Source organism: Amycolatopsis sp. NPDC051373 (assembly GCF_040689465.1).
Lineage (GTDB): Bacteria > Actinomycetota > Actinomycetes > Mycobacteriales > Pseudonocardiaceae > Amycolatopsis.
Genome location: NZ_JBFBAE010000036.1, coordinates 54,813 through 80,670, shown reverse-complemented (window position 1 = coordinate 80,670; position 25,858 = coordinate 54,813). Strand labels below are relative to the sequence as shown.

At 70.9% G+C, this 25,858-nt stretch carries 22 protein-coding genes and 1 pseudogene; 9 read left to right on the top strand and 14 right to left on the bottom strand.

Annotation, left to right across the window (positions count from 1 at the left end):
- Positions 1-225: 225 nt before the first annotated feature.
- Positions 226-468, bottom strand: a complete 243-nt coding sequence (locus AB0383_RS43905) for an acyl carrier protein (RefSeq protein ID WP_364175918.1) — start codon at positions 466-468, stop codon at positions 226-228.
- A gap of 158 nt (positions 469-626) precedes the next feature.
- On the opposite strand from AB0383_RS43905, the pseudogene AB0383_RS43900 reads away from it, so the two are divergent.
- Together AB0383_RS43900 and AB0383_RS43895 are read left to right on the top strand one after the other, a co-directional pair.
- Positions 627-899, top strand: a pseudogene (locus AB0383_RS43900) (YhjD/YihY/BrkB family envelope integrity protein); the annotation flags it as partial.
- Positions 900-1,179: 280 nt separating this feature from the next.
- The gene (locus tag AB0383_RS43895) at positions 1,180-1,704 is read left to right on the top strand and encodes a DUF6098 family protein (protein WP_366190356.1); all 525 of its coding nucleotides are present in this window, start codon (positions 1,180-1,182) and stop codon (positions 1,702-1,704) included.
- A gap of 18 nt (positions 1,705-1,722) precedes the next feature.
- Here AB0383_RS43895 and AB0383_RS43890 read toward each other — a convergent pair whose 3' ends face one another.
- Positions 1,723-2,001, bottom strand: a complete 279-nt coding sequence (locus AB0383_RS43890) for a hypothetical protein (protein ID WP_366190355.1) — start codon at positions 1,999-2,001, stop codon at positions 1,723-1,725.
- Positions 2,002-2,292: 291 nt separating this feature from the next.
- Entirely contained in the window at positions 2,293-2,898 is a 606-nt protein-coding gene (locus tag AB0383_RS43885; protein ID WP_366190354.1) for an HSP18 transcriptional regulator, read from the bottom strand.
- A gap of 102 nt (positions 2,899-3,000) precedes the next feature.
- Between AB0383_RS43885 and AB0383_RS43880 the strand changes: the two genes are divergently transcribed.
- From AB0383_RS43880 to AB0383_RS43865, 4 genes are all read left to right on the top strand, one after another.
- Positions 3,001-3,441 carry an Hsp20/alpha crystallin family protein gene (locus AB0383_RS43880; protein WP_364175906.1) on the top strand — a complete coding sequence of 147 codons (441 nt, stop codon included), beginning with the start codon at positions 3,001-3,003 and terminating at the stop codon, positions 3,439-3,441.
- 84 nt (positions 3,442-3,525) lie between these two features.
- The gene (locus AB0383_RS43875) at positions 3,526-3,948 is read left to right on the top strand and encodes a DUF6292 family protein (RefSeq protein ID WP_366190353.1); all 423 of its coding nucleotides are present in this window, start codon (positions 3,526-3,528) and stop codon (positions 3,946-3,948) included.
- Positions 3,948-4,403: a hypothetical protein gene (locus AB0383_RS43870; RefSeq protein WP_364175900.1), complete on the top strand. Its 456-nt coding sequence runs from the start codon at positions 3,948-3,950 to the stop codon at positions 4,401-4,403. Before AB0383_RS43875 ends, AB0383_RS43870 begins: the two co-directional genes overlap by 1 nt.
- Before the next feature lie 228 nt (positions 4,404-4,631).
- Entirely contained in the window at positions 4,632-4,784 is a 153-nt protein-coding gene (locus AB0383_RS43865; protein ID WP_364175898.1) for a hypothetical protein, read from the top strand.
- 161 nt (positions 4,785-4,945) lie between these two features.
- On the opposite strand, the gene AB0383_RS43860 is transcribed toward AB0383_RS43865, so the two are convergent.
- The 6 genes from AB0383_RS43860 to AB0383_RS43835 are packed head-to-tail and all read right to left on the bottom strand — an operon-like array spanning position 4,946 to position 14,003.
- Entirely contained in the window at positions 4,946-6,694 is a 1,749-nt protein-coding gene (locus AB0383_RS43860) for a glycoside hydrolase family 15 protein (RefSeq protein WP_366190352.1), read from the bottom strand.
- Positions 6,691-7,701 carry an SDR family oxidoreductase gene (locus AB0383_RS43855; protein WP_366190351.1) on the bottom strand — a complete coding sequence of 337 codons (1,011 nt, stop codon included), beginning with the start codon at positions 7,699-7,701 and terminating at the stop codon, positions 6,691-6,693. Before AB0383_RS43855 ends, AB0383_RS43860 begins: the two co-directional genes overlap by 4 nt.
- 17 nt (positions 7,702-7,718) lie before the next feature.
- The gene (locus AB0383_RS43850) at positions 7,719-8,030 is read right to left on the bottom strand and encodes a hypothetical protein (protein WP_364175889.1); all 312 of its coding nucleotides are present in this window, start codon (positions 8,028-8,030) and stop codon (positions 7,719-7,721) included.
- Entirely contained in the window at positions 8,027-11,095 is a 3,069-nt protein-coding gene (locus AB0383_RS43845; RefSeq protein ID WP_366190350.1) for an FAD-binding and (Fe-S)-binding domain-containing protein, read from the bottom strand. The genes AB0383_RS43850 and AB0383_RS43845 overlap by 4 nt, the downstream gene beginning before the upstream one ends.
- A gap of 14 nt (positions 11,096-11,109) precedes the next feature.
- Positions 11,110-12,210 (bottom strand): enolase C-terminal domain-like protein, encoded by a 1,101-nt coding sequence (locus AB0383_RS43840; RefSeq protein WP_366190349.1) that lies wholly within the window; start codon positions 12,208-12,210, stop codon positions 11,110-11,112.
- On the bottom strand, positions 12,207-14,003 hold the full coding sequence (locus AB0383_RS43835) for a thiamine pyrophosphate-requiring protein (protein ID WP_364175882.1): 1,797 nt from the start codon (positions 14,001-14,003) through the stop codon (positions 12,207-12,209). Before AB0383_RS43835 ends, AB0383_RS43840 begins: the two co-directional genes overlap by 4 nt.
- Before the next feature lie 128 nt (positions 14,004-14,131).
- Here AB0383_RS43835 and AB0383_RS43830 point away from each other — a divergent pair, with 128 nt between their 5' ends.
- Together AB0383_RS43830 and AB0383_RS43825 are read left to right on the top strand one after the other, a co-directional pair.
- The gene (locus AB0383_RS43830) at positions 14,132-14,533 is read left to right on the top strand and encodes a MarR family transcriptional regulator (protein WP_364175879.1); all 402 of its coding nucleotides are present in this window, start codon (positions 14,132-14,134) and stop codon (positions 14,531-14,533) included.
- Positions 14,534-14,543: 10 nt separating this feature from the next.
- Positions 14,544-14,906 (top strand): DUF2188 domain-containing protein, encoded by a 363-nt coding sequence (locus AB0383_RS43825; protein WP_364175876.1) that lies wholly within the window; start codon positions 14,544-14,546, stop codon positions 14,904-14,906.
- Here AB0383_RS43825 and AB0383_RS43820 read toward each other — a convergent pair.
- Together AB0383_RS43820 and ligD are read right to left on the bottom strand one after the other, a co-directional pair.
- On the bottom strand, positions 14,898-15,533 hold the full coding sequence (locus AB0383_RS43820; protein WP_364175873.1) for a GAF and ANTAR domain-containing protein: 636 nt from the start codon (positions 15,531-15,533) through the stop codon (positions 14,898-14,900). The genes AB0383_RS43825 and AB0383_RS43820 overlap by 9 nt on opposite strands.
- Positions 15,534-15,877: 344 nt before the next feature.
- The gene (gene ligD, locus AB0383_RS43815; RefSeq protein ID WP_366190366.1) at positions 15,878-17,824 is read right to left on the bottom strand and encodes a DNA ligase D; all 1,947 of its coding nucleotides are present in this window, start codon (positions 17,822-17,824) and stop codon (positions 15,878-15,880) included.
- Positions 17,825-18,201: 377 nt separating this feature from the next.
- Between ligD and AB0383_RS43810 the strand changes: the two genes are divergently transcribed.
- Positions 18,202-19,440 carry a flavin-dependent oxidoreductase gene (locus AB0383_RS43810; protein ID WP_366190348.1) on the top strand — a complete coding sequence of 413 codons (1,239 nt, stop codon included), beginning with the start codon at positions 18,202-18,204 and terminating at the stop codon, positions 19,438-19,440.
- Between the two features lie 4 nt (positions 19,441-19,444).
- On the opposite strand, the gene AB0383_RS43805 is transcribed toward AB0383_RS43810, so the two are convergent.
- The 3 genes from AB0383_RS43805 to AB0383_RS43795 all read right to left on the bottom strand — a co-directional run bounded on the left by AB0383_RS43805 (position 19,445) and on the right by AB0383_RS43795 (position 25,731).
- On the bottom strand, positions 19,445-19,921 hold the full coding sequence (locus AB0383_RS43805; protein ID WP_364175867.1) for a cupin domain-containing protein: 477 nt from the start codon (positions 19,919-19,921) through the stop codon (positions 19,445-19,447).
- A gap of 77 nt (positions 19,922-19,998) precedes the next feature.
- Positions 19,999-22,722, bottom strand: a complete 2,724-nt coding sequence (locus AB0383_RS43800) for a BTAD domain-containing putative transcriptional regulator (RefSeq protein WP_366190347.1) — start codon at positions 22,720-22,722, stop codon at positions 19,999-20,001.
- Between the two features lie 204 nt (positions 22,723-22,926).
- Entirely contained in the window at positions 22,927-25,731 is a 2,805-nt protein-coding gene (locus AB0383_RS43795) for a glycoside hydrolase family 2 TIM barrel-domain containing protein (protein ID WP_366190346.1), read from the bottom strand.
- Between the last annotated feature and the right edge of the window lie 127 nt (positions 25,732-25,858).

The following is a 25,858-nucleotide window of genomic DNA, read 5'->3' as shown; positions in this document are numbered from 1 at the left end:
GTGCCCATCCTCTGACCCTCACGCTCGTAGCTCGACGATCGCGGTGGTGAGTGTCGGGGGCGCAGCTCGAGATCGTAATCGGTGGGTTCGCCTTCGTCGTCGAGGCGGCGGCTCGGGCCGGGTGATCAGTCACCCGCCCGGACGTCCTGCCCTCGGCCGGGCCGACCCGCAGGTCAACCAGAACGGGCGGGAGGCACCATCCCGGGCGCCTCCCGCCCGGCCGCGTCAGGAAACCGCCGGGCCGGAAGCGGAGCTGCCCGAGAGTTCCTTCATGTACTCGTGACACTGCTTGGCCCGCGCCGAGTCCTCTTCCATCACTCGGCGGAAGAAGTCGGCGATGTCCTGGCGGTCCGCGTTGTCGGCGTCGCGGACATACTGGCCGTAGTCGTGGCCGGCCTTGAGCGCGTGGTACTGCACGGAAATGAGGTCGAAGCTGACGTCGTCGAAACCGGTTTCTCCGGTGGCCATGGATTTCTCCTTTTCACCTTCGGGACACGGCACCGCAGCGGCCGCAGTCCGGTGATTCCCGCGCGTCCGCCGGACAAACATTGGGGTGTGGTGGTTTCCGCGGCGGGACCGGGGGTATGTCCCGCGGCGGCGGAGACGGAGGTGGCCGGGATTGGTAGGTACTGGCGTCGGTGGGCTTCGCGATGTACGTGGCGAATTTCGGTTTGTACAACAAGACCTACGGCTCGCTCGCCGGGGTGATCGTGTTCCTGGCGTGGCTGTGGATCTCGAACCTCGCCGTGCTGCTGAGCGCCGAGCTGGACGCGGAGCTCGCCCGCGGTCGCCGGCTCCAGGCGCGCGGCGGCGACGAAAGCGAGCCGATCCTGTCGCCGCGCGACACGAAGGCGATGGGCGAGCAGGAAGCCGCGGCCGTCGCCGAGGAGGCGGAGTGATCGTCAGCCGCGGCCACGCTCGCGCTGCTCGCCGACCACGCGCCGGCCGGCGTCCCTGGCTCGCCGACGTTCGCGGGCGGCGGCCCTCGCCCGAGCCGTACAGGGCGCCGTCGGGCGCGCGATGTCGGGTAGTCGGTTCCATCGCCCATCGCCCATCGCCCATCGCCCATCGCCCATCGCCCATCGCCCATCGCCCATCGCCCATTGTCCCGGGCTCTCGGATCGGGAATGTGACGAACCACTGTGTTTCGCACACGGTCGCGGGGGGTAACGGGGCAGCATGACTCGCATCGGCACGCACTTGCCCACGGTCTACGACCTCGCGGGCTTGGCCCGCCTGTTCGAGTCCGAAGGCGGCGACGACTTGTATGTGCGCTGGTCGCGAGGCCCCGACACGGACCTCGCCGACGACGACCGCGATCCCACAAGTCTCGACGGCCTCACCGGCATCTCGCTGCCGGGCCTGTCGGCCAACCCGCTGCGGACGGAGTCCTGGTGGCGTGACCGCCCGGTGCGGTTGTGGCTCGCCCGACGCCTGTACGACTACGGGCACCTGCGTGACCTGCGCGGCCCGGGCGTGCGTCCCTGGGTGCTGCGCGGTCGCGAGATCGCTCGCGGGCCCGACAACGAGCCCCTGGTCGTCGACGCCCAGCCCCTGGCCTGGGTGGCCGACAGCGTGCTGCGCGAAGCGCGCCGCCTGGTGCACGGGCAAGGTTCCCGGGAGTGGGGACCGATGGACCGCCGCGCCCGGGCTGACTCGAAGACGCGAATCGCGCCCACGGCGGAGCTACCCGGCTCGGCGTGACTCGGCCGTGAACGCGGATCAGCCGTCCACGAACGCGGTGATCACCGCCGTGGTGTATCGGGGGCGCTGAGGTGGGGGCAGTGGCCCGTCGCGTCGAGCGTCACCAGCACGCTCCCGGCGCGCTGTTGGTGGGTGATCTGCCCGACGGGCCTGGGGAGCGATGGCGTCCTGGCTGCGGCAGAAGGAGTTCTTCAGCTCCTCGCCGAGCTCGGGGCGTGCCGGCGTGCTCATGATCACCGGCGCCATCGCGGCGAACCGGTCCGGTTCGGTGTTGGCGGCGAGCACGGCGGCGAGCACGGCATGGCGCTGACTGAGTGCCCGACGAGGACGACGTCGCGCAGGTCCAGCTCGTGGCAGACGTCGAGCACGTCCTGGGCGCAGCCCTCGAGACCGCTGTGGCGTGCGGGCGTCGAACAGCACCCACGCGGTGCCGCAGCGCCGGCGCCGGGGCCACCAGTCGCCGCAGATTCCGGTCGCAGCCGAACCCGTGGGCGAGCAGCACGGCCGGCCCGCTCTCACGTCCTGCGACGACCACGTTGTTCCGGATCCGCACGGTCATCCCGCCGTCCTCGTCGGTTGACGACCACGTCAGCCGTGGGTGCGGCGGCGCCGGTCGGAGATCGCCTCGTCGCGCACGCGCACGGTCTCCTCGCCGAGCTCACCGACGCGCGCCGCCAGCTCCGCGTGGTCGGCCGCCAGGTGCCGCCGCGTCTCCCCGAGCGGCGCCAGCAAGGCCGACGCATCGTCCTCCGCCAGCGCCTTGGCGACGCCCGCCGCGGCCCGCCGGCCCGCGGCCGACATGCCTTCCGCGGCGGTGACATGCGCGGCGAGCTGGCGCAGGGAAGCCGCGTTGCCGCGGGCCCACTCGGAGACCGCGCGCTCTCCGGCGCGCCGGTCCCGTTGCGCGTCGATGCGCTCCTCGCCGGTGGCTTCCCCTGTGGTCGAAGGCTGCAGGCGCAGGTAGCGCCGTTCGGCGGCCTGCCGGCTGGTGACGCCCAGCGCCGGCGCCAGCGCGGTCCAGCTCACGCCGGCGGCGCGCGCCGCGGTGATCAGCTCCGGCTCCCACTTGGTCAACGTCGCCCGCAGCGCGTGCAGCGCGCTGAGGGACGCGAGCAGTCCTTCGCCGTCGGCGCTGCCGGAGCGCGCATCGGTGACAGCTCCGGCGATCAGCGCCAGCAGGTCCACCTCGTCCATCGCGTCAACCTTCCGATGACTCAGCACTTGTCAACTATCCGATGACATGTTAGAACAGTTCTGCGCGTTGACAAACCCGACGACCTCAGGAGGTGGAGCCCGATGTTGATGCGCACCGATCCGTTCCGCGAGTTCGACCGGCTCACGCAGCAGTTGCTGGGCAGCGCTTCGCCGGGCACGTGGTCCCGGCCCGCCGCGATGCCGATGGACGCCTTCCGCGACGGCGACGAGTTCGTGGCCTGTTTCGACCTCCCCGGCGTCGACGCCGACGCGATCGAGCTGGAGGTGGAGCGCAACGTGCTGACCGTCAAGGCGGAGCGGCGCCCGCTGCCCACCGGCGACGACGCGCGGATGCAGGTCTCCGAGCGGCCCTACGGCGTGTTCTCCCGCCAGCTGCTGCTCGGCGACGGCCTCGACACCACGAAGATCTCCGCGGGGTACGAGGCCGGCGTGCTGACGGTGCGGATTCCCGTCGCCGCGACCGCGCAGCCACGCCGCATCTCCGTGAGCGCCGGTACCGACCGCAAGGAGATCACCACCTGACCGATCACCGGATGAACCGCTGATACCGGGAGGGCCGGGCCGCGCGGCCCGGCCCTCCCGTCTCGGAGAAAGGACCCGGCTCCCGTGACCGCATCGCTCGACGTTTCGACCGGCCACCACCCCGCCGCCCCCGCGCTGACCGCCTATCTGCGTGCCGTGACCGCCGAACTTGGCATCGGCCTCGAGTCCTGCACGCTCGACCACGCCACACCGCTGTCGGCTTACCTCGCGCTCGACCAGCGCCACCCGTCCTATCCGGACCGCGATTTCGCTCTGCTGTGGGATGAGGAACGCGGCTGGGCCGCCGCGATCGAGACCCACTCCGGCGAAGATCTCATCGTCGTGCGCCACCTCGGAACCACCGTGGCGCCGCGGCCGGGCGAGGTGGCCCGGTTCGTCGCCGCCGTGCTCGCCGACGACCACACGCTCGGCACGCCCGATCCGGTGCGGCTGCGGAGCGCGGGTCGCGCCGATGAACTCGCCACCCTGCTGAGTGGGAGGGCATAGTGACGTTCTCCCTGCCCGAAAGCTTCGCTCTGACGCTGCGCGGCTATGACCGCGCGCAGGTCGACGACCGGCTCGCCGAGCTGCACGAGGAACTGCGCCTGATCACAGTCGACCGCGACGCCGCGCAGTCGCAGGCCGAGGTGCTCGCCGACCGGCTGGCGCAGGCGCGCGCCGAGATCTCCGTGCTGCGCAGGCAGATCGACCGGCTGTGCCGCACGCCCGGCGACCCCGCCGTGCTCGGCGGCAAGGTGAGCCGACTGCTCGCCCTCGCACACGCGGAAGCCGACGACGTCGTCCTCGCCGCCCGGCAACGTGCGGCCGCGCTGCGCGCCGAAGCCGACGCGGCCGTCCGGCGGACCGAGGCGCAGCTGCGGGACATCGACACCGTGCTCGCGCAGGCGGAGTCCGTGCTGGGTCAAGAGCCGGGTGAGAAGCCCCACGCCGTCGCCGCTTGAGTGTCCGAAGTGGACTCCAAAGCTGAGCGGTTGCAGACTGCGGTCATCCAGGCCGAGTGTTCGAGGAGCCGTGCGCCGGTGCTGGGTCGCGAATCGCGGCGCTGTTCGACGGCCGCGGTCGGGCCCCGCCGGCAGGAGTCTCCCCCCGGCCTGCCTGCAGGGCGGCACGACGGATCGCGAACGCTGCTCCAGGGCCGGCGCTCCGCTTGCGAAAAATACGATGAGTGCTTGAGGGAGGCCTTCCACGGAAAACTGAGCCACCTCGGTGAAGAGCTACTGGGCAGGTTCGCCCTCACCGTCGAGGCGATGCGCCGGGCGAGCAGCACGCTGTTCCGGCCGAACTCGAATCCGCGTGCGAGGCAGATGGAGCTGTCGCCGTGAGCATGGCGGATCGGCTCGCCGAGCTGATCGGCAGTCGCATTGCTCGCGCGCTTCTGTGAACGCTTCGGCGACCAAGCCGTGTCGGTTGCGAAACGGGGCTGCGTCTGATCGTGCAGCCGTTCTCGTGGCGGCCCGATCACGCGGACGGGCGGCGAACGTCCTCACGACAGCGGTTCGTGCGCCAGGCGGTGGGAGGTTTCGAGCAGGAGGGCGTGGACGAACGCCTGCGGCAGGTTTCCGCGCAGCTGACGTTGGCGCACGTCGTACTCCTCGGCCAGCAGGCCCGGCGGGCCGCAGGCGGCGCGGGTGCGTTCGAACCACCGGAACGCGCCGACGCCGTCCCCTTGGTGCCAGCGGGCGAGGGCCATCACGAACCCGCACAACAGGAACGCCCCTTCGGCCTCGCCGAGTGGGCAATCGTCAGGGGCGAAGCGGTAGACGTAGCCGTCTTCGCACAGGTCGGCGTGGACGGCGTCAAGGGTGGCGATCGTGCGCGGATCGGTGGCGGGCAAGGCGCCGCGCACCGGCGGTAGCAACAGTGCGGCGTCGGTGCCGGCCAGTCCGGGCGCGCGCTGCCAGGCACCCCGATGGTCGGTGCAGCGGCGAGCCGTCTCGGCGAGCAGCCGGTCGGCAAGGCCGGACAGCTCTGCCGCGGATGCCGCGGACCGCTGCGCGGCGAGGGCGCGAAGCCCGGCGACGCAGGTGAGGCGGGAGTGGGTCCACCAGTCGTTGTGCAATTCCCACACGCCGGCTTCGCATTGGTCCCAGCGGCGGGTGATGAGATCGACGCAGAGGTCGGCCGCGCGTTCGGCATCGGGGGTGAGCCGGTCGTGGCGGGCCGCGGCGGCGTAGAGCTGCAGCAGTTCACCGAGGGTGTCGAGCTGGAACTGGCCGCGCACGTGATTGCCGGCGATCGGGTTCCCACCCGGGTAGCCCGGCAGGCGCAGCGGGGTTTCCTCCGGTGGTGGCCGGCCGTCGGTGCGATAGGCGGGCAGGAGCCTGTCGCCGTGTTCGAGCAAGCGCGCGGAGGTGAACGCGACGGCGTCGTCGAGCAGCGGGTGGCCTTCGGTGACGGAGGCGGCGAGCCCGGCGTAGCACTGGTCGCGCAGCCAGACGTAGCGGTAGTCGTAGTTGCGCCCGGCTTCGGCGCGTTCGGGCAGACCGAGGGTGGCGGCGGCGACCATGCCGCCGGCGGTCGTGGTCAGGCCGCGCAGCACCGCGTACGTGTGCCGGGCATCGCGCGGTGCGACGGTGTCCTCGAGCCGCGGCACGGCCTGGTGCCAGGTGTGCTCGGTCGCCGCCCACAGTGCATTCGGGTCGGTGGGGTCGGGCAGGTGATCGGGGCTGATTTCGAGGACGAGGTCGTGAGTGGTTCCGCCCGGCAGGTCGACGTCCAGGAGCAGCCGGCCCTCGTCGTCGGGTCGCGCGGCGTGCGCCCCTCGCCATCGGAGGCGCAGGTCGCCGGTGCGGGCGGTCCACACGCCGTCGTCGCCCAGGGAGAGTTCACGCATCGAGCGGCCGCCGAAGCCGTCGCGCAGGTCGAGCTGTACCCGTACGCTGACGTCGCGTTCCACGGCTTCGATCCGCCGCAGCAGCACGACCCGGCGCGGGTCGGCGGGATAGGCGAGCGCTTCACGGCATTCGACGACCGTGTTCGTGGTGACCCACCGGTTGTGCCAGATCAGCGTGCCCGGTTCGTAGTAGCCGCCCCACACGCACGGGCCGGCCGGGCTGACGGAGTAGCTTCCGCGGCCGCCGACGAGCGTGGACAGCACGGCGCTGTCGGCCCATCCGGGCGCGCACAACCAGGCGATGTCGCCCCGGGGGCCGCACAACGCGCCGCGTTCGCCGTCGGCCAACAGCGCGTACTCGCGCAGGACGTGCGGCGGAAAGTCGAGCCAGTCGCTCATGCCCGGGTCCGCCGCCACACCCCGGCCGCCGTCGCCGCGAGCGCGCCGCCCGCCGCGGCGAGCAGCCCGTGGTGCCGGCTGGCCCAGAGCTGGACGGTGCGAGGCGCGGCCCGGCCGTCGAACTCGCCGTGGGCGCCGAAGTCGTGGCCGTGCGGTCCGTCGGCCGGCTGCCACAAGTTGGCGGGCTGGTCGGCGGGTGCGGGTTGCTTCGTCTGCTGCGACTTGAGCCCGGTCTTCGCGAGGTACCAGTCGAGGACTCCTGGGGCGAGGGCGTTCGCGAGGAGGGTGCCGACGGTGCTGGCGCCGACCCAGTATTCGCGTCGGCGCGGGTGGTCGGCTGCGTAAAGGACCGCGTCGGCGGCGACCTCGGGCTGGTAGATGGGTGGCACCGGTTGGGCGTGGCGTGGCAGGCGGGAGAGCACCCAGGTGAACTGGGGGGTGTTGACGGCGGGCATCTGCACCATCGTCACGCGCACGCCGCTGTGCTCGGCGAGCAGTTCGCAGCGCAGTGCTTCGTTGAAGCCCTGGATGGCGTGTTTCGCGCCGCAGTAGGCGCTCTGCAGCGGGATTCCGCGGTAGGCGAGCGTGGAGCCGACCTGCACGATGGTGCCGTGGTCGCGGGGTTTCATGTGGTTGAGCGCGGCCATGGTGCCGTGCACGTATCCGAGGTAGCTGACCTCGGTGACCCGGCGGAACTCCTCGGGCCGGATGTCGGAGAACCGCGCGAAGACCGAGGTGAACGCGACGTTCACCCAGGTGTCGATCGGCCCGAGCTCCTGCTCCACCCGCTTGGCCGCCGCGGCCACCTGGTCGTAGTCGGCGACGTCCACTTCGAGGGGCAACGAGGTGCCGCCCTCGCGGCGGACGTCCTCGGCGGCCGCACTCAGTCCCTTGCGACCGCGGGCCATCAGTGCGACTTTGCAGTGCCGCGCACCGAATGCGCGGGCGACCGCCCGCCCGATGCCACCACTGGCACCGGTCACGACCACTACAGGGTTGTCAGACATGGGGATCCTCCGTTCAGTCACTTGCTCGCGGTCCGGGACGCGGCCGCCCATGCCGCCGCCGTCACCGCGCCGGCGGCCGCCGGCCCTCGCCACCGCCTCGATACCCCGGCGAGCCCGAGCATGCTCAGACTGTGGGCGCAGTCGACGAGCCACGCCCGCCGCGTGGCGGCGCTGTGCGGCCACCTCAGCGTCACCGCTGCCTGGACCACGTGCCGCACCCCCAACGCGGCGAGTACCGCGGCCGCTTGGTCCTCCTCGACGACTCTCGCCACCGCGAGCAACGCCGTGCCCCATCCGGCCCGCGCCACCGCCACGGCCCGGGTGTTCATCGCGTCCTCGCCCGGCGGGCCACCGCGCCTCCCGCCGCGCCCAGCGCGAGCCCTGCGGCCAGTGCCGCTGCGCGCCTGCGTCGCCGAGGCGGCTCCGGAGGCTGGTCGAGGCCCGACGCGAGCAGCTGGGCGAGATGTGTCCCTTCACGGCCGCCGGTGTCGAGTTCGTGGAGCTGGGTGCGGCAGCTGAAGCCGTCGGCGAGCACGACGGTGCCGGTCTCGGCGTCGCGGACCCGGGGGAGCAACACCCGTTCCGCGCAGGCTTCGCTGACCGCACGATGCCCCTTCTCGAAGCCGAAGTTCCCCGCAAGGCCGCAGCAGCCGGAGCCGAGCTGTTCCGCGTCGACGCCGGCGGCCTCGAGCAGACGCCGGTCGGCATCCCAGCCCAGGACCGCGTGCTGGTGGCAGTGGACCTGGGCGAGCGCCTTCGCGTCGAGGCGCGGCGGGCGGTAGCCGGGAGAGTGTTCGGTGAGCAGCTCGGCCAGGGTCACGGTCTGGTTCCGCAGCCGCCGGACGTCCTGGTCGCCCGGGAAAAGATCCACCGCGTCGGAGCGGAAGACCGCGGTGCAGCTGGGTTCCACGCCGACAACGAGCCCTCCGTCGCGCAAGTGCGGCACCAGCTCCCGGACGGTTCGCTGCAGGATGTGCTTCGCGACGCCGAGCTGGCCGGTGGAGACCCAGGTGAGCCCGCAGCACACGGGCGTCGCCGGCACGGTCACCCGCCACCCGGCGTCCTCCAGCAAGCGAACCGCGGCTCGCCCGACGTCGGGGTGGAAGTGGTTGGTGAACGAGTCCGGCCACAGCAGGACCGTGCCGCGCGCACCATCGCCGGACGGGCGGTGCCGGGCGAACCACTGCTGCAGAGTTTTCCCGGCGAACGCCGGGATCTCGCGGTGCTCGACGCCGGCCGCGAGGGTCGCCAGCCGCGCGAGGCCGGGAGTGTGCGTGAACGCGTTGACGAGCTTCCCGGCTCGTAGCCGACCGACGACCTGGGCGAGCGCGGGCAGCCAGCCCATCGTGAAGTCCGAACGAGGCCGGCGCCACGGGCGGCCCTTGTAGTGGTGGGCAAGGAACTCGGCCTTGTACGTCGCCATGTCCACATTGGCCGGACAGTCGGTCTTGCAGCCCTTGCACGCCAGGCACAGGTCGAGGGCGTCGCGCACCTCGGTCGAGCGCCAGCCGTCGTTGATCGGACTGTCGCTGTGGCCGTGGAGCATCTCGAAGAGCAAGCGGGCCCGGCCTCGCGTGGAGTGCTCTTCCTCGCCGGTTACCTGGTAGGACGGGCACATCACGTCGCCGGAGGACGTGTCGTGCTGGCGGCAGCGGCCGACCCCGACGCAGCGGTTGGCGGCCTGGGCGAAGGAGCCGCCGTCGTCGGGGAAACGGAAGTAGAGGTCCTGGGGGTCCGCCGGAGACCAGGTGCCGCCGAGGCGCAGGTTCTCGTCGAGGAGGTAGGGCGCGACGACCTTGCCGGGGTTCATCCGGTCGTCCGGGTCGAAGATCCCTTTGAGCCGGCCGAACGCGGTGACGAGCTCAGTGCCGAACATCTTCGGCAGCAGCTCGCCGCGCGACTGGCCGTCACCGTGCTCACCGGACAACGAGCCGCCCAGCCCGGCGACCAGGTCGGCCGCGCGGTGCATGAACCGGCGGTAGGTCGCCACGCCGTCGGCGGTGTAGAGGTCGAACGGGATCCGCGTGTGGACACAGCCCTGTCCGAAGTGGCCGTACAGGCTGGGGCCGGTGTCGCTGGCGTAACCGAATTCCTCGTACAGCGCGGTCAGCTTTCGCAGGTACTCGCCGAGCCGCTCGGGCGCGACCGCCGAATCCTCCCAGCCCTCGAACGTGTCGGCCTTGCCCGGGACGTGCGCCGTCGCTCCGAGGCCCGCTTCACGCACCTGCCACAGCTCGTTCTCGCGCGCCGGGTCGTCGAGGAAGGCGACGTCGGCTTCGTGCTCGGTGTCGTGCAACGCTTCCAGCATTCCGTGGGCCCGGTGTTCGACTTCCTCGCGGGTCTTGCCGCCGAACTGGACCATGAGGAACGCGCGGCCCGCCGGCATCTCGGCGAGCGCTTGCGGGTTCATGTCTTTGAGTTGCTGGTCGCGGATCAGCTTGTGGTCCACGCCTTCCAGCGCGATCGGCTCGTGCGGCAGGATCTTCGGCACGGCATCGGCGGCGGTGGCGACGTCGGGGTAGCCGAGCACGACGAGCGTCCGCTCAGGCAGCACTGGCACCAGCTTCAGCTCCGCACGCAGCACGGTGACCAAAGTCGACTCCGACCCGACGAGCAGGCCTGCGACGTCGAAGCCGTGCTCCGGCAACAGGGAATCGAGGTTGTAGCCGGACACGCGCCGCGGGATGTCGGGGAAACGGCGGCGGATCTGCTCGGCGTACTCGTCGCGCAGGCGGCGCAGCTGCCGGTAGACCGCGGCACGCGGATCGCCGCGGCGTTCGATCTCGGCGTACTCCTCGTCGGTTGTCCTGCCGCACCAGAACCGGGTTCCGTCGGCGAGCAGGACCTCCAGCGCCGCGATGTTGTCCACGACCTTGCCGGCGCGCTGAGCCGTGGCGCCGCAGGAGTTGTTGCCGATCATGCCGCCGAGCGTGCAGTTCATGTGCGTGGCCGGTTCCGGGCCGAACCGCAGCCCGGTGCCGGCGAGTTGCCGGTTCAGCTCGTCGAGAACGATCCCCGGCTGCACCACGCACGTGCGCGCCGCTTCGTCCACCGACTCCAGCTTCGTGCAGTACTTCGACCAGTCGAGCACGATCGCGGTGTTGGTGCACTGGCCGGCGAGGCTCGTGCCGCCGCCGCGCGAGAGCACCGGCGCCCCGAATTCACGGGCGATCGCCAGCGCTTCGACCGCGTCGTCCGGCGACCGTGGCACCACCACACCCAGCGGCACCTGGCGGAAGTTCGACGCGTCGGTCGAATACGCGGCGCGGGTTCCGTCGTCGAACCGCACCTCGCCGCGCACGCGCCCGCGCAACGCCGTCGCGAGCGCGGTCAGGTCGACGTCCGGCACAGGGGGGTGGTGGGCAACGGGATCGGGCAGGTCCACTCGGGTCATCGCGGGGTCCTCCTTCAGGCCGGGTACTCGGCCGCGACGTCGGCCCGCAGCGCCAGGCCGTGGCCGGCGGCGGCCGGCGACGGGGTGACGGTGCCGCCCGCGGGGTCGAGGCAGCCGTCGAAGAGCAGGTTTTCGAGGCGGTCGTGGTCGGCGAACCACTCGATGTGCCGGAAGTTCGGCGTCGCCACGGCCGCGTGCGCGGACAGGTTCGGCGCGCAGTGGGCGGACACCTCGCGGTTCGCGGCGGCCGCGAGGGCGGCGGCGCGGCGCCATTCGGTGTAGCCGCCACACCGCGTGACGTCGATCTGCAGGCAGTCGACGGCGGGCATCAGCCGCGCGAAGCACGGCAGGTCGTAGCCGTACTCGCCGGCGGCGATGTCGGGCCCGCCGGGCGTGCGCAAGCTCGCGAGCCCGGCGAGATCGTCGCTGGACACGGGTTCCTCGAACCAAGTGACGTCCGCGTCCCGCAGCGGTTGCAGCAGCCGGCGCGCCTGGCCCACGGAGTAGGCGCCGTTGGCGTCCACGAACAAGGCGGCAGCGCTGCCGAGGACGTAACGCGCGAGCTGCACCCGCTTCAGGTCCTTCTCGACGCGGGTGCCCCACGCCTCCCCGATCTTGATCTTCACGCGCGGGATCCGCTGCCGTACCGCCCAGTCTTCAAGCTGATCGGCGAGCTCCTCGTCGGTCATGGTGGTGAACCCGCCACTGCCGTAAACGGCGACGTTGTCGTGGACGCGCCCGAGCAGCCGGCTCAGCGGCACGTCCAGTGCTCGCGCCGACGCGTCCCACAACGCGATGTCCACCGCGGACAGCGCGCAAGAGACCAGACCCGCCCGGCCGAGGTTGCGGATCGCGCGCTGCATCGCCGCCCAGCACGCCGGGACGTTGGCCACCGGCGCCCCGAGGACGGCGGGCGCGAGCGTCCGCTCGATCAGTGGCGCGCACGCGGCGTCGGCGTAGGTCCAGCCGAGGCCGCGCACGGGGCCGGCCTGGATGTGGGCCACGACGATCGTGGTGCTGTCCCACTCGAGCGTGCCGTCGGCCTCCGGCGTCTCGGTCGGCACGCGATAGGCCCGGGCCGTGATCTGCTCGACGGCGGGCGAGCAGCGCGTCACTTGTCCCGCCGGCCCGGGAGGAACTCCTGCACCTTGGTCTTCACGCCCTGCACCACGAGGTGCATCGCGTCGGGGTCACCCTTGAGCACGGCCTCGGTGGCGGACTTCATCTGCTCGAACGTGGCGTGCGGCGGGATCGGCGGCACCTCGGGATCGCAGCGAACGTCGAGGACCGCGGGCTTGTCCGCGGTGAGCACGGTGTCCCAGGCGGCGCCGAGCTGCCCCGGCCTGTCCACGGTGACCGCGGTCAGCCCGAGCGACAGCGCGAAGCCGGCGTAGTCGACGTCGGGCAGGCTCTGCGATTCCTCGAACTTCGGAGCCCCGCCCATCGCGCGCAGCTCCCACGTGACCTGGTTGAGATCGTTGTTGTGGAAAACGCAGATCACGCAACGCGGGTCGGTCCACAGGTGCCGGTAGCGGGCGATGGTGATGAGCTCGGCGAGGCCGTTCATTTGCATGGCGCCGTCGCCGACCAGCGCGATCACCGGCCGGTCGGGGTACGCGAACTTGGCGCCGATGGCGTAGGGCACACCCGGTCCCATCGTGGCGAGGGTGCCCGACAGGGAACTTCGGACGTTGCCGCGGATGCGGAGGTTGCGGGCGTACCAGTTGGTGGAGGAGCCGGAGTCGGCGGTGATGATCGCGTTGTCCGGGAGCCGGCGTGACAGCTCGGAGACGATCGTCATCGGGTTGACGGGCTCGGCGTCGACGGCGGCTTCGCGGTCGACGGTGTCCCACCACGACGCGACGTTCTTCTCGATCTTCTTGCGCCACGAGCGGTCTTCCCGGCTCGCCAGCTTGGGCAGCAGCGCGCGCAGGGTCGCGCCGGCGTCACCGACGAGGTTGACTTCGGTGGGGTAGCGCATCCCGATCAACCGGCCGTCGAGGTCGATCTGCACGGCTCGGGCCTGGCCGAAGTCCGGGAGGAATTGCGAGTACGGGAAGTTCGAGCCGACGATCAGCAGGGTGTCGCAGTCGCGCATCAGCTCATAGCTCGGACGGGTGCCGAGCAGGCCGATGGCGCCGGTGACCCACGGCAGGTCGTCGGGCAGCACATCCTTGCCCAGCAGCGCTTTCGCCACCCCGGCCCCGGTCACCTCCGCGATCTGCCGGACTTCGGCCGCCGCGCCGCGGGCGCCTTGGCCGACCAAGATGGCGACCTTTTCACCCGCGTTGAGCACCTCGGCGGCGGCGTCGAGGTCGGCTTCTGGCGGCACCGGCCGTGGCCACGAGGTGCTCGGCGGGCTCGAGGGCACCTGTTTGAACGCGTGCTGCGGCGGCGAGTACGGCTCTTCCTGCAGGTCGGCCGGGATGATGAGCGCGGTGGGGCAGCGGCCCGCGATCGCGGTGCGGAACGCGCGGTCCAGCGCGTTGGGGAGTTGCTCGGCCACGTTGACCTCGACGAGGTACTCGCTCGCGACGTCCTTGTACAGCGTCTGCAGGTCGACTTCCTGCTGATAGCTGCCGCCCATGGCGCTGCGCGCGGTCTGTCCGACGATGGCCACCACGGGCACGTGGTCGAGTTTCGCGTCGTAAAGCCCGTTGAGCAGGTGGATCGCCCCCGGACCGGACGTCGCCAGGCAGACTCCCGGGCGACCGCTGAACTTCGCGTAGCCGACCGCCGCGAACGCGGCCATCTCCTCGTGGCGCGCCTGCACGAACCGTGGGTGGTTGTCCGCCTTCCCGAACGAGGCGACGATGCCGTTGATCCCGTCGCCTGGATACGCGAACACCTGCTCGACGTCCCACTCGCGCAGCCGCTGCAGCAGGTAGTCGCCGACGGTCTGGGTCATGACAGCTCCTCGTCATTGCGTCTTTTCACGCCTCTGAGGTCGCTGTACCCGCTTTCCGGCCTTACCATACTTGCGTGACGCAAAATTCTTCGCCGGATTCCGGTGCCGCGCTAGCCGCCCTGCGGGCGATGGTGGCGATCGCGGACTCCAGCGTCGAGAACGTGACTGGGCAGCTGACTCTTACGCAGTTCCGTGCGCTGCGCGTGGCAGCCGAACGCACGCCGGTCACGATGGGCCGGGTTGCCGAGGAGCTGACGATGAACCCGTCAACGGTCACCCGGGCGTGTGACCGGCTGGTTTCTCTGGGGCTGCTCCAGAAAGCACCGAACCCACTGAACAAGCGCGAGACGCTGCTCGCTCCGACTGCGAAAGGCCGCCAACTCGTCGATCGCGTCGACGAGGAACGCCGTCGGGTGCTGAATTCGGTGCTGGACCAGCTGGAGGCGGGGGAGCGCTCGGTGGTGGTCTACGCGCTCGCCCGCTTCGCCGAAGCCACCGGTTGGATCAAGACAGTTGCGGTGCGCAAATGAACGGCCGCCAATGCGGTGGCAGTGCCGCAGTTCAGGCGGAGGGTCGTCCAGCGGTAGAACGTGTGGTCGCCGGCGTGGCGGGTATCCACCTGGCGATCTCGGCGAGCGGGAGGATCGGGCGATGGCGGACGGGGTGGAGACCTACTTCGAGACCGGGTTGTGGAAGAACCGCCTGGAGGGCAATGTGCGGGCCTCCAACACGGCCAGGACCGCGGGCGACGCGGAAAAGACCGGGCGTCCCATGGCGAAGGCGCGAAAGGGCGTCCATGTGGTGCGTGACGAGTACGGGGTCGTCGTCCGCCGGTCGCGGCCGGTCAGATTTCGCGGCGGTGGTCGACCAGCCAGGTGGCGATCTCGTGGAGCTTCATGTTGAGGATTCGACGAGCATGCGGAACGCCTGCACGGCGTCGATGTCGTGGCGTTGCATGAGGATGCCTTTGGCCATGCCGATCACGTCGCGGGATTCGATCGCGGCGTGCAGTTGTGCTTCGGTCTGGGCGCCGACGAGCGCGACGGCGGCGTGGGTGGCGAACACCTGGCCTTCCTGCTCGGTGGTGTCGCTGAACGCGTTGAGGCGCGTGGAGTAGAGGTTCAGGGCGCCGAGGGTGTCGTCGTTGACGAACATCCGGTAGGACAGCATGGATCGGATACCGGCCTTGGCTGCCTCGGGGGTGAACGCCGGCCAGCGAGTTTCGTCGAGCAGGTTGCTGGTGCGAAAGATCTCATGCTGGGCGATCGCGTCCAGGCACGGGCCTTCGCCGGTGCGGTACTGGATCTCGTCGACCGTGTTCACGACCTCGCTGGTCGGGGCGACGGTCCGGACCTGCCCGCTTTCGACCAGGGAAATCCCGGCGTGCTCGGCACCGGCGATGTGGTCCACCGCGGCCTTCACGATCGCGGCGACGGTCGAGCCGACGTCCGGTTCGGCCTGCAAGGTCCGCGCGAGCGCCCCCAGTACGCTGCTCAGGCTCTCGGGTGCGGGATGGTCGGGGTGGGACACGGACGCCTCCTCCTACGTCAGTGGTTCTCCCGGTAATTACCCGCCGACCCGCTGTGCGTATCGCGCTCCGACCAGGATCGACACCGTGTCCTGGCCCACCTGGGCGAGCCCCGCACAAGGACAGCTGGTGCCGCTGATATGCCGTGATCAGGTTCCCCGGTCAGCCTCGTTCGTCAGGGAGGACTTCAAGGTCGGAGAGACCGTCCGGATCACGGGCAAACCATGACCGGCGACGTCGGCACCGTCGTTCACTTCGACGACAAGCGTCCAGAACTACTTTTCGGCTACCGAGCTGGAAAGGTCTGCGGTTGACGCCGTGTCGCCGGCCTGGCCGCGGCGAGTCGCTAACCGGCGGGGAGCGGCGGGTGGTGCTCGTCGAGCGCGGCGAGGAGGTCGCCGAGGTCGCTCACGCGGTCGAGGACGTTGTCGGCAGTGAAGGTGAGCTGGGCGGGTTCACGGCAGGCGTGGACTTCGTCCCAGGTGACCGGTGTGGAGACGGTCGGGTTTTCGCGCCCGCGTAGGGAGTAGGGGGCGATGGTGGTCTTGGCGGGGTTGTTCTGGCTCCAGTCGATGAACACCCGTCCGGTTCGTGCGGCTTTGGCCATGACGGTGGTGACTGTGTCCGGGGTCTGCTGGGCCAAGAGCTGCGCGACTCGTTTCGCGTAGGCGGAGGGGGCTTTCGCATCGGTGGTGCTGATGGCGGCGTAGAGCTGCATGCCCTTCGACCCGGAGGTTTTGGGGTAGGGCTGCAGGCCCTCGGCGACGAGGACGTCGTGCAGGCGTTCGGCGACGCGGCAGCATTCGACGAGGGAGGCGCCGGGGCCGGGGTCGAGGTCGAACACCAGCCGGTCGGGCAGCCCATGGCCGCCGGCGTCGACCTTCCATTGTGGAACGTGGAGTTCCAGCGCGGCGAGGTTTGCCGCCCATACCAGGCCGGGCAGATCGTCGATGAGCGGGTAATGGATGGTTTTGCCCGGGGCGCGTGAGCCGGTGCTGGGCAGCTCCGCGGCGCGCAGCCACGGGGGAGCGCCCCGAGGGACGTTTTTCTCGAACCATTGCTGGCTTTCGACGCCGTCGGGCCAGCGGACGAAGGTGATCGGCCGGTCCTTCAGATGGGGCAGCAGCAGGGGGGCGATTTGGCTGTAGAAGTGGATTACCTCGCTTTTGGTGAACCCGTCAGCCGGATACAGGACTTTGTCCAGGTTGGACAGTGTGAGCCGTCGGTGCTCCACCTGCACGGTGACGCGCTCGCCGAGATCGATGGGCGCTGCCGCGGGTTCCTGGAGCGGCTTCGGGCTCGCGGAAAGAGGGCGAGTGGGAGCGGGAACGAGCACGGCGGAGAGGGGCTTGTCGGTGCGCAGGCCGCGCCACGCGGTGTGCCGCAGCCGGCCGGCACCGCGGGTGAACTGCCGGTAGACGACCTCGCCAACGAGCTGCGGAGTTACCCATCGGGCGCGCACGGTGTCTTCGCGGGGCGGGGTTGCGGCGAAGGGGTGGGTGCGCTGTTCAAGGGGCTTGAGCAGTTCCTGGAGCCGGGCGCGTTCCTTCGTCGAGAACCCGGTGCCGACGTCGCCGATGTAGACGAGGTCGCCGGTTTGCGGGTCATGCGCGCCGAGCAGCAGTCCGCCGAGGATGCCGGAGAAGCTGCGCTGGCCAGGTCGCCATCCGCAGACGATTCCTTCGGCGGTTTGGATCAAGGGGTGCTTGAGCCAGGTGTCGGTGCGGTGTCCGGGCTGGTAGGTGGAGGTCTTGAGCTTGGCGATCAGTCCTTCCAGGCCGTCTGCGGCGACGCGGTCGAGGAGGGCTTGCGGGGTGAGCCGGTCGGCGGTCAGCTCGTCGAAGGTGAACGCCGGCACGACCGCGAGGCGGAACGGGTCCGGCATCGGCAGCCCGGTGAGCAACCGTCGGCGTGTCTCGTAGGGCTGGTCCAGCAGTGCCTGGCCGCCGAGCTGCAGCACGTCGAAGGCGAGGAACCGCGGGGGCACGAGTGACGCCTTGGGCTGGCGCTGGAACTGGCCCCGGCGTTGCTGCAGCAGCTCGAAATCAACCTGGCCGGCCTCGTTGTAGACCACGACCTCGCCGTCGAGCACCACTGCCTCGCCGTCCAGTGCGGTACCGAACACGGAGGTCAGCTCGGAGAACTCTGCCGTCATGTCCTTGTCATTGCGGCTGGTGAGCGCCGTCGTCCCATCGGGCGCCACCCGCAGACAGCAGCGGTAGCCGTCGAGCTTGTGCTCGTAGACCCACTGCGGACCCGACGGAAGCCAGCCACCGTCGGGCTTCGCGAGCATGGGGTCGACCCACGCCGGCACTCGGGATCTCGCGTTGCGGGCTACCGGCGTCACGACAGCCTCCCCTCGGCGCTGGGGGCGCGGGTGGGCACACTGAGTGAGTGCCTGTGCCGACGGTAACCCGCTTGGCGTAACTCCGCAGAGTCTGCACAGGTCACGGCGATGTTTGACGTCGCCAACTGTCTGGAATGATCGCCGTAGCGGCCGGGCGGCGAGCTCGCGATGCGGCCGCAGCCGACGGCTTTGCAGCGAGCTGCACGCGCGCGGCCCGAGCGACTCGGCGCCGACCCGCCACCGCACCACCACCGCTCGGGGGGTGGTGCGGATCTCCCGTCTCCGTGATGCTGGCCTTTGACGTCGGACCAGGGGAGGTGGCCGTGAAGGTCGTCATCGTCGGAGCGGGGATCGGGGGGCTGACCGCGGCGTTGCGGCTGCACCACGAGGGCATCGAGTGCGTCGTCCACGAGCAGAGCGAGCGGGTCTCCGAGCTGGGTGTCGGGATCAACGCCTTGCCCCACGCGGTCAAGGAGCTCGCGGCGCTGGGGCTGCTCGACGCGTTGGACGAAGTCGGGATCCGTACCCGAGAGCTGTTCTACACCCACCGGCTCGGGCAGGTGATCCTGCGCCGGCCGTGCGGGCTCGACGCGGGCTTCACGCTTCCCCAGTTCTGCCTGCACCGGGGCCGGCTGCAGGGCATGTTGCTGCGCGCGGTCCGGGACCGGCTCGGCCCCGACGCGGTGCAGACCGGGCACCGGCTGACCGGGTTCGACCAGGACGCCCACGGGGTCCGCGCGCATTTCGCCGACCGGCGAAGCGGCACGGAGGTCACGGTTTCCGGCGACGTCTTGGTGGCGGCCGACGGAATCCACTCGGCTGTGCGGTCGCTGCTGTTCCCGGGGGAGGGCCCGCCCCGCTGGAACGGCGTCCTGATGTGGCGCGGCGCCACCGACTGGCCGGAGTTCGGCGGCGGACGGTCGATGATCGTCGCCGGCGGCACCGCGGCGAAGCTGGTGATCTACCCGATCGCCCCGGGCCGGAGCACGGGCACCCGGCTCACCAACTGGGCCGTCTGCATCCGCACCGGGCAGCCCGGTGCCGCCCCGCCGGAGCGGCAGGACTGGGCCAAACCCGGCGACCGGGCCGAGCTCGCCCGCTACCTCGGGCAGTTCCGGTCGCCGGTGGTCGACCACGTCGCGCTGGTCGAGGCCACCGAGGAGATCTTCGAGTTCCCGATGTGCGACCGCGACCCGCTGCCCGCCTGGTCGCACGGACGCGTGACGCTGCTCGGCGACGCCGCCCACCCCATGTACCCGATGGGGTCCAACGGCGCCGGCCAAGCGATTCTCGACGCCACCAGTCTCGGCCACAACCTGGCGCGCCACGCCGATCCCGCCGAGGCACTCGCGGCGTACCAGGCCGATCGCCTCGCGGCCACCGGCGAGATCGTGCTCCGCAACCGCCAGGGCGGGCCGGAGAACGTGATCGACGAGGTCGAACGTCGTGCTCCGGACGGCTTTTCCCGCCTCGAAGACGTGATCGATGCGGCGACGCTCGAGACGATCGTCACCGGCTACGCGCAGGCTTCGGGGGGCTCGCAGCAGCAGGTGAACAAGTGAGGGTTCAGGCGCCCTCCACCGAACCCGGCGGCAGGAAGTCGACGTCGTGCAGCGCCGATAGCCGGACGACCTCGGCCGGGTCCTCGAGGTTGTGCAGCTTGTCGAACAGTTCGGCGAGCCGTCCGGCCGGGCTCACCCAGAACAGTCCGCGGGTGATGCCTTCGCTGCGGTTGTAGTACGCGTGGGGCAGGCCCTTGGGCATCCGGACCGTGTCGCCGGGGCCCGCGGTTTCCCAGGCGCCGTCGAGGTAGAGGGTGAACACGCCTTCCAGGATGTAGATGTGCTCGTCCTGCGTCGGGTGCACGTGCGGCGGGACGCCGGTTCCGGGCGGGTCGAGGGTCTCGAACGCGAAGCTCGATTCGCTGGCCGCCTTCATGGAGTAGGTGTGCCCGAGCACGTTCCACACCTTGTTGCGCATACCCTCCTGGGCGAGCGTGATCCCCTTCGGTAGGGGACCGAGCACGATTTCCTCGCCGGTCATGACACCTCCTGGCCGATGGTTGCCTCAGCTACGCACTCTGCGCCACCCCCGTCCCGATGTACAGCCGCCGGAGGGACCTACCGGTCGTGCTCGGCCGCCGCCAGCCGCTCCTGCACGCGGGCGTGGCGGAACTGGTAGACACCACCGGCCTGCCGCAGGACACCGCGGCGGTGGGCGTCGTCGAGGAAGTGCATGAGCCGCCAGGGAAGCCGGCCGGTCGCGGCGAGCCAGAGGTGGTGGACGAAGTAGTTCCCCCACGCGCGCGTCACCAGCACCGCCAGGCCGATGCCCGCGCCGAAACACACACCGACCACGAACGGCAGCACCGGGTCCGTCGCCGGAGGGAACACCTGGCCACCGGCGATCGCGCCCGCGAGGCCGTAGCACACAGCGGCGACGCCACGGGCCATGAAGAACCCGAACAACGCTCCCGCCAGCCCGCCGGCGATCGCGAGTGCCAGGTCGAACCGGCCGCCCAGCACCGGCAGGAACCGTGTCTGCGCGGTGAACGCGAACGCGATCCCGTCGAACAGCCCCCCGGACACCAGGAACGAGACGGACAGCGCGATCGCACCGGTCCGTTCGTTGCGCAGGATCGTCGTCGGGCTCGACACCCGGCTGGCGTCGACGGGTTTCGCGAGCCATACGTGGACCGCGAACACCACGCCGAACACGAGCGCCAGGAAGACGACCAGCCCGGGGGCCAGCGACCAGCCCAGGCCGAGCGCGACGCCCACCACGGCGCCGACCGCGAACCGACCGGCGAACTTGCCCGCGGCGCCGGCGAAACGCAGTTCGGTGCGCAGGGGCTCCGGCGGGCGCCCGAAGCGGTGGGTCAGGTAACCGGCGCCGCCGAACGAGAGGGCGTAGATCGTGGCCAGCGCCGGCCCGTCGGACAACCAGCCGGTGGCGAGGAAGAACAGCGCGATCAGCACACCGACGAGTCCGCCCCGGGTCGCGGCGGGAAGCGCCCGGTGCAGCTGCCACCAGGCCAGGTCGCGGCTGCGGGCCCGCTCGAGGTGCCAGGCCAGGAAACCCAGCCAGCGATTCGCCTGTGCTGCCGTGTACCGCCCGGACGGGCTGGTCTTCGGGTTCCGCCCCGGCGGCTGTGGGACCCGCGCGTAGGCGTGGGGGAGGAACGAGTCGAGCAACTGCGCTTCCAGCGCCGCCGCGTCTTCCGCGGCGAGCAGCTCCGCGGGATCCTCGCCGGGGCGGCCGTAGGCGATCCGCGCGAGGTCGACCATCAACGGTGTCCGCAGCACGCGCCCCAGCGGCCCGTCGGGGTCCCGGCGCAACCGCTCGGCCACGGGACGCCAGCGGTCGGACCCGGCGCTTTCCCGCGCGGACAGGTAGGTGACCGCCTCCTGGCGGCTGACGGGTTCGAGCCGCACCACGGTGGCCGAGCTCATCACGGTGCCTGACTCGCGCGTCACTTGCTCGTACTCGGCGGAGCGGCAGGTCAGGACCAGTGAGCGGCCCACGGCCATGGTCTGGTCCAGTGCGTCGAGCGCCGCGACGCGCAAGTCGGCCGGCATCTCGTCGAGCCCGTCGAGGACGGGGACCACGTGGCCGCCGAGGACGAGCCGGGTGGGCGCGTCGGGCCCGTACTCGCGGGCGTTGAGCAGGGCCGGGTGGTTGTCGGCGAGCCGCCCCGCCAGCCATCGGTCGAGGTGATCGCGGCGCGGGTCCCACGAAGCCAGCGACAGCAGGACCGGTACCGGGGCGCCCGGGGAACGGGTGCGCAGCAGCTCCAGCGTCAGCACCAGGGCGAGCACCGACTTTCCGGAGCCGGGGTCGCCGAGCACGACCAGCTGCCGCACGGGCAGCTCCGAGTAGGTCTCCGCGATGTTGTCGAGGTCGCCCCGCAGCGCCGGCTTTCCCGGTCGCGCGCGGGCCGACCACCGCAGGATGATCGGCTGCGGCCGGTGCAGGGAACGCAGCTCGGCTTCGGCCCGCCACTGCCACGTGACGGCTTCGGCCAGCTCCGTGACCGCACGGCCGAAGTGGTGATCCGGCGCGGATTCCGGCTCGGGCTCGGGGACGGGGGTGACGGCAATCGCGGCGGCGGGCGTGGCGTCGGCCAGGATCTGCTCGTGGAGCCGGCGCAGGTCGGGGTTCGGGTCCACGCCGAGCTCGTCGGCCAGCCGCCGGCGCAGGCCGTGGAACAGCGTCGAGGCCTCGGCGTAGCGGCCTTCCTCCGCGAGCGCGCGCATCAGGAGCAGGTGGGGCGATTCGCGCAACGGGTGCTCACCGCAGAACGCGGTCAGCTCGCGGACCACCTCGCCCGTTTCGCCGAGCCGCAGCTGCCATTCCGCGCAGAGCTCGACGGCGTCGGCGCGCTGTTCGTCGAGCAGCGCGGCCCGGCCGGCCAGCGTGGGCGTCCGCAGCCCGTCGAGCGCCGGGCCACGCCAGAGGGCGAGCGCGCCGCGGATCTCCTCGACGGCGTCGACGAGCTTCACCTGCCCGGCGAGCCCGCGCGCCGTCGCGACGTGGCGGCGGAACCGGAGTGAGTCGAGGTCGTCGGCGTCGGTCTGCAGGCGGTACCCGGGCCCGTCGGTGACGATCATCCCGGCGGTCTCACCGAGCCGGCCCCGCAGCGCGGAAACACAGTTGCGCACCTGCTTCACCGCCGTCGTCGGTGGCTCGTCCTCCCACAGCGCGTCGATTATGCGCTCCACCGGCACGACCGAATTGGGACTGAGCAGAAGGGCGGCGAGCGCCCGCTGCTGACGCGGGCTGGCCAGCACGACCCGGTCCCCGTACGCCCGCACTTCCAGCGTCCCGAGAATCCGGAACCTCATGCACATCCCCCCTCGGTCTCAAGGCTAGCGCCCGGCGCCTGATCCGAAACGCACAGGTCGGAGCCGCGGATGTCGACGCGAGGACGAAACGAGGACGGCGTCGGCAACTCTGGGGACACGGCGAACGAGGGGGAACGCCGGGGGAGACCCGGTGGCGGGCGCGTCGTTTTGGGGGTCGCGCCCACCACCGGGACCGTCGGACGGTTACCGGCCGAAGGTGTTCTTCGGCGGGTGGGTCGACAACGCCGCCTGGTTGAAGGTGACCGCCACGCCGCGACCCCGCAGCCGCGAGGCGCGCTGATCGATCTTCCAGCCTTCGATCCGGACGCCGACGGTCCGGTGCCGGGTCTGCTCGTCGGTCAGCCGCACCCGCACGGAACTCGACTCGCCGCCCGCCAGATTCAGGTAGTTGTCGCTGAAGGTGGCCGGAAGCACGCGTTCGCCGGTCCGGGTGTCGTATACCTGGAGGTGCACCATCAGCGCCACGGCTTCGCCGGTGTTCTCGACGTCCACCGTCAGCTCGAGGCCGTCGTGCCCATGGTCCGCGTCGGCCGTGACGGAGACGGCGGCGGCGGGAGCGTCGTCCAGGCTCGTGAATCCCGCGGGCCGGGCCGGGTTCTCGAGCCAGTAGAAGTTGCGGACCAGTTCCGCGCCGCGCGAATCTTCGAACACGAGCCGGACGAAGGCGATGTCGGAGGGCGCGCCGTTCAGCTGCTCGGCGATGCTGCCGATCACGGTGTGGTCGGACGCCGCCGCCTCGCCGACGCGCAAGGACGTGCTCGCGAACTCCGCGCCGGTCAAGTCGTAGAGCGTCGCGGCGACGGTGCCCTTCACCGTCGTCCGGGTGTGGTTGGCGATGACGACGTCGAGGGTCTGGCTGTCGAGGATCACGTTGACTCGGCGGCACGCGTGCTGCACCGCGTAGAACGACGAGTGCGCCTCGAGGTCGTGGCTGTACATCTGCCAGACGAAGCTGGGCTGCGCCGGGTTGGTCATCCACATGATGACGCCGGTGCGCGGGTACGGCTTGCCCGGCGCGGCACTGGCCATGTTCGCGGCGTGCGCCTCGTAGATCGCCTTGATGCACTCGTAGTTCATCAGCTGGGACTTGCGGGCGAAGTCCGGGAGGTTGCGCAGTTCGCCGTAGCGCTGGGCGGTGAGCTGGAGGTACCCCGCGCCGCCGCCGTTGCCGCCGTTGCCGTTGACGTCGCGATCGGCCCAGAAGTCGTCCGGGTGCTCCCACGACGCTTCCGGGAGCATCTTCTTGATGAACTCCAGCGTCGGGATCGAGTACGAGCCCACCTCGTTGTGGAACGGCGGCCAGCGCGTGCCGTCGTTGAGGGAGAAGTGGGTGCTCGGGGTGACCCAGTGGTACGGCCCGCCCGAGCTGTACCCGCCGATGGGGTCCTTGCCGGTGTCGCCGGCCGAGCTGGTCAGCGAGGCGCGATTGGGGTCCAGCTCGGCGACCAGCGCGTCCAGGCCGTCGATGAGCGGTTGAGGCGGCGGGCCTTCGTTGCCGCCGCACCACAGCAGGATCGACGGGTGGTTGCGGAACCGCACGATGCAGTCGCGGATGTTGTCCAGGTCGCGGGCGAAGTTCTCCGGCGGCGGGCCTTCGGTCGAGCAGAAGAAGTCCTGCCAGACGAGGATGCCGAACTCGTCGCACGCGTCGAAGAAATCTTCCGTGCTGCTCTGGCCGTTCCAGTTCCGGATCAGGTTGAGGTTGGCGTCGCGGTGCAGCCGCACCTGATCGCGCAGGCGTTCGCGCGGGATGCGCTTGAGCGCTTCGTCCAGGCCCCAGTTGCCGCCCATCACCATGATCGGCTGGTTGTTGACGGTGATCGCCAGGCAGTCGACCGGCGAACCGGACGGTGACTGGATCGGCTTGGTGTACTCGATCCGCCGGACGCCGAAGTCCACCGTCCGCTCGTCGTGGACCTGACCACCGGCCTCGACAGCGATCGCCAGCCGGTAGCGGTGGGGGTCGCCGTACCCGTTGGGCCACCACAGCTTCGGGCGGCTCAACCGCAGCGCCGCGATGTCCTTCGACGTCAGCGTGACCGAGGACGCGCCGGCCGCCGCGGTCACGGTCTTTTCGAAGTCGCGACCGTCGAGGGATCCCTTCACCACCACGGTTTTCGACGTGCCGAACGCGCTGTCGAGGCCGAGGTCGATCGTGATGTCGGCCGTGCGCAGGTCGGCCGAGAGCGTGGGGTCCACGCGCACGTCGGCCAGCCGGACCGGACCGGTGGTGGACCAGGTGACCGGCTGCCAGATGCCGAGGTCCCGGTCGGGGATGGTGGGCAGCCAGTCCCAGCCCGCCGTGCAGAAGAACGTCGGCCCGTTCTCCAAGGTGATCCCGGTTTTGCCGCCGTTGCGCCCGCCGCGGGTCACACCACTGGCGTAGCTCGGCGGCGACGGCTGTTCGGAGTGGTCCAGCTTGCCCACGAGCACCGCGAGGTGCGCCGTGCCGTCCGCCTTCGCGACGATGTCCGTGACGTCGAAGGCGCCGCGCTTGAACGCGCCCTCGACGGTGCCGACCTCTGCGCCGTCGAGCCAGATGGTGCCGAGGTAGTTGATGCCGTCGAACTGGAGCCAGAACCGCTGGCCCGGCACCAGCCGTGGCACGGGGAACGCGACCCGGTACCAGTAGCCGGTGTCCTTGAGCGTGTCCGGGACCGTGTCGGTCACGATGTGGCCGTAGAGCGGATCGGGGTACTCGCCGTTGGCGATCATGCTGGTGAGCGGTGTTCCCGGCACCACGGCCGGCTTCAACCCGGCGACTTGCCGCCCGCTGGCCAGCTGCGCCCCGGTCACCGGCGTACCGTCGGCCGCCGCGAAGCTCCAGCCGCCGGTGATCTCACGCCTGTCGACGCGCAGCGGTTGGCCGCCCGCGGGCCCGCCGGGGACCGCACCGGCGACGCCGCTCAACCCGAACGCCCCGAGCACACCCCCACCGGCGACGGCGATTCCACCGGACAGGAAACTTCTGCGATTCACCTGGGTCACGTCGCTCCCGATGCGTTGTGTTGACAACGTTGTCAGTCGTGTTGCGAATTCCATCGTCGACAGACGGTGGTCGTCTGTCAAGCGACCTTGGGAGGGTTGTGGGCGTCGAATTCTGCAGGGCCGAGCC

Coding starts and splice junctions, on each gene's coding strand:
- AB0383_RS43905 (WP_364175918.1), bottom strand. CDS start 468: ATGGCCACCGGAGAAACCGGTTTCGACGACGTCAGCTTCGACCTCATT.
- AB0383_RS43825 (WP_364175876.1), top strand. CDS start 14,544: ATGCGGTGGCAGTGCCGCAGTTCAGGCGGAGGGTCGTCCAGCGGTAGA.
- AB0383_RS43800 (WP_366190347.1), bottom strand. CDS start 22,722: ATGAGGTTCCGGATTCTCGGGACGCTGGAAGTGCGGGCGTACGGGGAC.
- AB0383_RS43805 (WP_364175867.1), bottom strand. CDS start 19,921: ATGACCGGCGAGGAAATCGTGCTCGGTCCCCTACCGAAGGGGATCACG.
- AB0383_RS43880 (WP_364175906.1), top strand. CDS start 3,001: ATGTTGATGCGCACCGATCCGTTCCGCGAGTTCGACCGGCTCACGCAG.
- AB0383_RS43860 (WP_366190352.1), bottom strand. CDS start 6,694: ATGAGCGACTGGCTCGACTTTCCGCCGCACGTCCTGCGCGAGTACGCG.
- AB0383_RS43895 (WP_366190356.1), top strand. CDS start 1,180: ATGACTCGCATCGGCACGCACTTGCCCACGGTCTACGACCTCGCGGGC.
- AB0383_RS43835 (WP_364175882.1), bottom strand. CDS start 14,003: ATGACCCAGACCGTCGGCGACTACCTGCTGCAGCGGCTGCGCGAGTGG.
- AB0383_RS43850 (WP_364175889.1), bottom strand. CDS start 8,030: ATGAACACCCGGGCCGTGGCGGTGGCGCGGGCCGGATGGGGCACGGCG.
- AB0383_RS43830 (WP_364175879.1), top strand. CDS start 14,132: ATGGTGGCGATCGCGGACTCCAGCGTCGAGAACGTGACTGGGCAGCTG.
- AB0383_RS43845 (WP_366190350.1), bottom strand. CDS start 11,095: ATGACCCGAGTGGACCTGCCCGATCCCGTTGCCCACCACCCCCCTGTG.
- AB0383_RS43855 (WP_366190351.1), bottom strand. CDS start 7,701: ATGTCTGACAACCCTGTAGTGGTCGTGACCGGTGCCAGTGGTGGCATC.
- ligD (WP_366190366.1), bottom strand. CDS start 17,824: ATGCTCGCGAAGCCCGACGGTGGCTGGCTTCCGTCGGGTCCGCAGTGG.
- AB0383_RS43885 (WP_366190354.1), bottom strand. CDS start 2,898: ATGGACGAGGTGGACCTGCTGGCGCTGATCGCCGGAGCTGTCACCGAT.